The 4,409-nt window shown below is 66.4% G+C and carries 5 protein-coding genes and 1 pseudogene; 1 reads left to right on the forward strand and 5 read right to left on the reverse strand.

Features of this window, described 5'->3' with window-relative positions:
* A pseudogene (locus tag FNH04_RS48305) lies at positions 1 to 87 on the forward strand (TerD family protein); the annotation flags it as partial.
* A gap of 120 nt (positions 88 to 207) precedes the next feature.
* Here FNH04_RS48305 and FNH04_RS42065 read toward each other — a convergent pair.
* The 5 genes from FNH04_RS42065 to FNH04_RS42085 all read right to left on the reverse strand — a co-directional run bounded on the left by FNH04_RS42065 (position 208) and on the right by FNH04_RS42085 (position 4,276).
* Complete coding sequence (locus tag FNH04_RS42065) at positions 208 to 942, reverse strand: TerD family protein (RefSeq protein WP_152791515.1); 735 nt, start codon at positions 940 to 942, stop codon at positions 208 to 210.
* Between the two features lie 109 nt (positions 943 to 1,051).
* The gene (locus FNH04_RS42070; protein WP_322725428.1) at positions 1,052 to 2,197 is read right to left on the reverse strand and encodes a DUF475 domain-containing protein; all 1,146 of its coding nucleotides are present in this window, start codon (positions 2,195 to 2,197) and stop codon (positions 1,052 to 1,054) included.
* Between the two features lie 166 nt (positions 2,198 to 2,363).
* Positions 2,364 to 2,939, reverse strand: a complete 576-nt coding sequence (locus FNH04_RS42075) for a TerD family protein (protein ID WP_152791512.1) — start codon at positions 2,937 to 2,939, stop codon at positions 2,364 to 2,366.
* A gap of 147 nt (positions 2,940 to 3,086) precedes the next feature.
* Positions 3,087 to 3,662: a TerD family protein gene (locus FNH04_RS42080; RefSeq protein WP_322725430.1), complete on the reverse strand. Its 576-nt coding sequence runs from the start codon at positions 3,660 to 3,662 to the stop codon at positions 3,087 to 3,089.
* Between the two features lie 155 nt (positions 3,663 to 3,817).
* The gene (locus tag FNH04_RS42085) at positions 3,818 to 4,276 is read right to left on the reverse strand and encodes a peroxiredoxin (protein ID WP_152791514.1); all 459 of its coding nucleotides are present in this window, start codon (positions 4,274 to 4,276) and stop codon (positions 3,818 to 3,820) included.
* Positions 4,277 to 4,409: the final 133 nt, after the last annotated feature.

Here is a 4,409-nt window from a genome sequence, read left to right on the forward strand (position 1 = left end):
GCCTACGGCTACCCCCAGCCCACCGGCGCCCTGCCGGACCCGGACTTCAGGCTGCCTCCGCAGGGGCCGCAGTTCATCGGTCGCTGAGGGCGCCCGAGAAGGGGCGCGGGGAACCGCGAGATCAACCCCCACGCCCCGCAGCCGCCGGCTCACCCGCCGCCCCGGGCTCCTGGGCGCGACCCGGCCGAGCCCGGCGGCAGCGCCACGTCAGCGCTCGACCTTCGACTTGTACCCGCGCCCCCACTGCAACCCCCACCCGTACAACCGGTCGAGCTCCGCCTGGAACCCGTAGACGAACTTCACCTCACGCCGCACGATCATCTCCCCCTTGACGTTCTCGATCATCACCACCGCACAGGACCGCGCCTGGGGATGCCGCTCGTCGAGACCGATCTCGATGCGCGGCCCGTTGCTCGGGTACAGCGTGACGATCGCATGGGTCCGGTCGAACGCCGGCGTCTGGTCGTATATGTAGACGAAGACCAGAAGCCGCTTGATGTCGTCGCGATGGTCGAGGTTGACGTAGATCGTCTCGCCGGACCCCGAGCCGAACCGGTCGTCACCGCTGCACTTCACGTACGGCGGCGCGTTGGTGTCACCGAAGAAGCTGCCGAGGGGCTGGACCACGCCCTTGGTCCCGTCGGTGAGCTCGTACAGCACACCGAGGTCGAGGTCGACATTGACCATGCTCTCGCTGTGGGCCTTGACCTCCTCGGGCTTGAGGGCCTGGAAGGGGTGGCGCAGCAGGCTCTGCCGCTTGGGGCCGCCGATGTCGGACGTGCGCATCCGCCAGGACAGGTTGATCCGCAGATTGCCGGTGGCGGCCCCCTGTTTGGTGAGCGAGACCGTCCGGTGCCGTTTGCTCAGTTCGATGGCGTTGGTCGCCGCGCTGCCCGAGTCGAACTGCGTACGGCCGCTCAGCAGACCGTCGAAGAAGCCCATTCCCGCCCCCACACTGCCGTGTCCCTACGTCGAACCGCCGCGGGGCGGCCGCCCGAGGATGTGTCCTCGACAGCCGCCCCGCACTGAGCGTTCCTCACTCGGAGGGGTGTCACACCCCGGACGAGACCTGCGCCTTGTCGTCCGAGGAATCAGCTTTTCCCTCCGCGGCCGCCAGCGCCTTGTTCCGGCGGACGGAGGACCAGAACGACCAGCCGATCAGCACGACGCCGATGAGGCCGGTGACGATCTCGTTGATCTGGTACTGGATGGTGATCAGCAGGATCGCGGCGAGCGCGCCGATCGCGTAGTGCGCGCCGTGCTCCAGGTAGACGTAGTCGTCGAGGGTGCCCTGGCGGACCAGGTAGACCGTGAGCGACCGGACGTACATCGCGCCGATACCCAGACCCAGCGCCATCAGCACGATGTCGTTGGTGATGGCGAAGGCGCCGATGACACCGTCGAAGGAGAAGGAGGCGTCCAGGACCTCCAGGTAGAGGAACATGAAGAACGCGGCCTTACCGGCCAGCTGGACGGCCGAGACCGGCTTGCCGGCGCGCTTGGCCTCTTCCTCCTCCTCGTGCTCGCGCTCCTCCTCTTCCTCCAGCTTGTCCTCGAAGTAGCCCGACAGGCCGCCGACGATCATGTAGGTGATCAGGCCGGCGACGCCGGAGAGGAGGACCGTCTCGGCCTTGTCCGCGTGCCCGGCATGGAGGTGGGCCTCCTTCGCGAAGGTCATCGACGTGATCAGCAGAACGATCAGCGCGATGCAGACCGACAGCATGTCGACCTTGCCGAGCTTGGCCAGCGGACGCTCCAGCCAGCCCAGCCACTTGATGTCCCGGTCCTCGAAGATGAAGTCGAGGAAGATCATCAACAGGAACATCCCACCGAAGGCCGCGATCGACGGGTGGGCGTCGGTGACCAGTTCCTCGTACCGCTTCGGCTGGTTGAGCGCGAGGTCGACTGCCTCGATCGGGCCCAGCTGGGCACTGATGGCGACGATCACGACGGGGAAGACCAGCCGCATACCGAAGACGGCGATGAGGATGCCGATGGTGAGGAAGATCTTCTGCCAGAAGGCATTCATCTTCTTCAGGATCCCGGCGTTGACCACCGCGTTGTCGAAGGACAGCGAGATCTCGAGGATGGAGAGAATGGCCACGACCCCGAAGGCCGTCCACCCTCCGAACAGAACCGCTGCGACCAAGCCGAGCGCGGTGACCGCGAACGACCAGCCGAAGGTTTTCAGAACCACTGGCTACCCAATCGTGTTAGTACGGGGTTCCCCCGCGACGCGCGCGGCTTTACGAAACTTTGAACCCGAAGTTTAGTCCTCCGCCTCCCGCACCCCACACGGCCCCGGCTTTAGCTCATATTGCGCAACGCGTCTCGGCATACAGAACGCGTAGCGCGATACGAAACTAGGAGACGTTGACCCCGAAGTCCAGGGCAATGCCGCGCAAACCCGATGCGTACCCCTGTCCGACGGCGCGGAACTTCCACTCGCCCCCGTACCGGTACACCTCGCCGAAGATCATCGCGGTCTCGGTGGAGGCGTCCTCGGAGAGGTCGTAGCGGGCGAGCTCCTGGCCGTCGGACTGGTTGACGACCCGGATGAAGGCGTTGCTGATCTGGCCGAAGGTCTGCCCGCGGTTGTCGGCGTCATGGATGGAGACCGGAAAGACGATCTTGTCGACCCCGGCCGGCACCTGCGACAGGTCGACCAGGATCGACTCGTCGTCTCCGTCGCCCTCACCGGTGAGGTTGTCGCCGGTGTGCTCCACCGAGCCGTCCGGGCTCTTGAGGTTGTTGTAGAAGACGAACCACTCGTCACCGAGGACCCGGCCCGAGTTGCACAGCAGGGCGCTGGCGTCCAGGTCGAAGTCGGCGCCCGTGGTGGTGCGGACGTCCCAGCCGAGACCGATCATCACTTTCGTGAGGTTCGGTGCGGCCTTGGAGAGGGAGACGTTGCCTCCCTTGGCGAGCGTGACGCCCATGTGCTGTTCCTCCCCGAGTTGAACGGTGCACTTGTCGTACAGGCGGTACGAGCCGTACGAGCACGTCCGGCGCCGCACCCCACAAGGAGGTGCGGCGCCGGACGGGTGAGCCTGGTGTACGGCTCAGACGTCGGTGTTGCGTACGGCTCAGACGTTCACGCCGAAGTCCTGGGCGATACCGCGCAGGCCCGACGCGTAGCCCTGGCCGATGGCGCGGAACTTCCACTCCGCGCCGTGACGGTAGAGCTCACCGAAGACCATGGCGGTCTCGGTGGAGGCGTCCTCGCTCAGGTCGTAGCGGGCGATCTCGGCGCCGCCGGCCTGGTTCACGACGCGGATGAACGCGTTGCGCACCTGGCCGAAGGACTGCTGGCGGTTCTCGGCGTCGTAGATGGAGACCGGGAAGACGACCTTCTCGATCTCGGCCGGCACTCCGGCGAGATTGATCTTGATCTGCTCGTCGTCGCCCTCGCCCTCACCCGTGAGGTTGTCGCCCGTGTGCTCGACCGAGCCGTCCGGGCTCTTGAGGTTGTTGAAGAACACGAAGTTCGCGTCGTTGCCGACCTTGCCCGAGGCGTCCAGCAGCAGAGCGCTGGCGTCCAGGTCGAAGTCGGTACCGGTCGTGGTGCGGACGTCCCACCCCAGACCGACGATGACCGCGGTCAGGCCTGGGGCCTCCTTGGTCAGCGATACGTTGCCGCCCTTGCTGAGGCTGACTCCCACGAGTCCTCCTTGGTGTCCAGGGGCGGGGAGCCCCGTCGCGTGCGTTGCCATCGGATCAACGAGTCGATCCTAGTGAGGGGTTCCCGCCCGTCGCAGGCCCTGGCACGGAAGAGTGCGGTGAAGGCGTGTCCTGCCCGGAGAGCAGACCAGAGATCTCACAGCGTGTCGAGCGCCTTGACGTACTCGTTGAGGTCGCGGGCGTCCGGGAGGGCGTTGACGACGCTCCAGCGCACGATGCCCTCCTTGTCGATGATGAAGGTGCCGCGGACCGCGCAGCCCTTGTCCTCGTCGAAGACGCCGTACGCGCGCGAGGTCTCGCCGTGCGGCCAGAAGTCGGAGAGCAGCGGGTACTCCAGGTCCTCCTGCTCGGCGAAGACGCGCAGGGTGTGGATGGAGTCGTTGGAGACGGCGAGGAGCCGGGTGTCGTCGTTGACGAACTTCGGCAGGTTGTCGCGGAGCTCGCACAGTTCGCCGGTGCACACACCGGTGAAGGCGAACGGGTAGAAGAGCAGCACGACGTTCTTCTCACCGCGGAACTCCGAGAGCTTCACGGTGGCGCCGTGGTTGTCCTTGAGCTCGAAGTCCGGGGCCTTGTCGCCGACCTGGATCGCCATGATGTCCCTGCGTTCCCTTCCGTGGGCAGTTCAGACGCCACCCACCCTACGCAGCGCCTCCGCCCCGCAGAGGGATCCGCCCCCGGCTTTCAGGGAGCGCGGGGGCCTGGGGCGACAGCCCCCGGGGCAGGGG

The sequence above is a fragment of the Streptomyces phyllanthi genome, assembly GCF_009377205.1.
Classification (GTDB): domain Bacteria; phylum Actinomycetota; class Actinomycetes; order Streptomycetales; family Streptomycetaceae; genus Streptomyces; species Streptomyces phyllanthi.